Consider the following 1,382-nt stretch of genomic DNA (forward strand, 5'->3'; position numbering starts at 1 on the left):
CGGCGGCGGCCCCCAGCCGGCCGGTCCGGGCTGGGGCTGCTGCGGATAGCCGTAGGGCACCTGGCCGTAGGCCGGAGCCCCGTACGGCGAGACCTGCCCGGGCGCGTGGCCGCCGGGCGGCACCTGGCCCGTCTGCTGCGGCCCGCCGTACTGCGGGGGTGCGCCCGCCCCCGGCGCGTAGGGGCCGCCCGGCATCTGACCGCCCGGCATCGGCGGCGCCAGCTGCGGCGGCGGGTTGTTGCCCTCCGCCGTCCACAGCCCCTGCTGCTGCTGGGCGCGGACGAAGTCCTCCGCGACCAGCGCCGAGAGGTTGAAGTACGCCTCGCGGGTCTTCGGCCGCATCATGTCGAGGTCGACCTCGGCGCCCGCGGCCAGGTGCTCGTCGAACGGCACGACGACCACGCCGCGGCAGCGCGTCTCGAAGTGCTGCACGATGTCCTCGACCTTGATCATCTTTCCGGTCTCGCGCACTCCGGAGATCACCGTCAGGGACCGCTGGACCAGGTCCGCGTAGCCGTGCGCGGAGAGCCAGTCGAGCGTCGTGGACGCGCTGCTCGCGCCGTCGACGGACGGCGTGGAGATGATGATCAGCTGGTCCGCGAGGTCGAGCACCCCGCGCATGGCGCTGTAGAGCAGCCCGGTGCCCGAGTCGGTGAGGATGATCGGGTACTGCTTGCCGAGGACGTCGATGGCGCGGCGGTAGTCCTCGTCGTTGAACGTCGTCGAGACGGCCGGGTCCACGTCGTTGGCGATGATCTCCAGGCCGGAGGGCGCCTGCGAGGTGAACCGCCTGATGTCCATGTAGCTGTTGAGGTACGGGATCGCCTGGACCAGGTCGCGGATGGTCGCCCCGGTCTCGCGCCGCACCCGGCGGCCGAGCGTGCCCGCGTCGGGGTTGGCGTCGATCGCGAGGATCTTGTCCTGCCGCTCGGTGGCCAGCGTCGAGCCGAGGGCGGTGGTCGTCGTCGTCTTGCCGACGCCGCCCTTGAGGCTGATCACCGCGATCCGGTAGCAGGACAGGACGGGCGTCCTGATCAGTTCGAGCTTGCGCATCCGGTCGGCCTCGGCCGCCTTGCCGCCGAGCTTGAAGCGGCCGGCGGAGGGGTTCCGGTTGCTCTTGGGCTTCTGCTTGCCGCTGCGCAGGAGCCGGTCGGACGACAGCTCGACCGCCGCCGTGTAGCCGAGCGGGGCGCCGGGCACGGAGCGCTCCCGATGGTCGTGCGCCACCGGCGAGGGCCAGGCCGTCCCGGCCCGGGGGTCGGCCGGGGGCCCCTGCACGCCGGGAGCGGCACCCGGGTACGGGCCCGGCACGGGCTGCTGGGACGGCATCGGCTGGGCCCCGGGCTGCTGCGCGTCCGGCTGATGTGCCACGGGCGGCTGCG

The 1,382-nt window shown here is 73.6% G+C and carries 1 protein-coding gene; it reads right to left on the bottom strand.

All coding sequences use genetic code 11. The annotated features are described in order from the left end of the window. Positions 1-1,382, bottom strand: a 1,382-nt coding sequence (locus L1885_RS28330) for a MinD/ParA family ATP-binding protein (RefSeq protein WP_235799999.1), incomplete at both ends; no start/stop codon positions are given.

The organism is Streptomyces fuscigenes (assembly GCF_021556455.1).
In the GTDB taxonomy this organism is placed as follows: domain Bacteria; phylum Actinomycetota; class Actinomycetes; order Streptomycetales; family Streptomycetaceae; genus Streptomyces; species Streptomyces fuscigenes.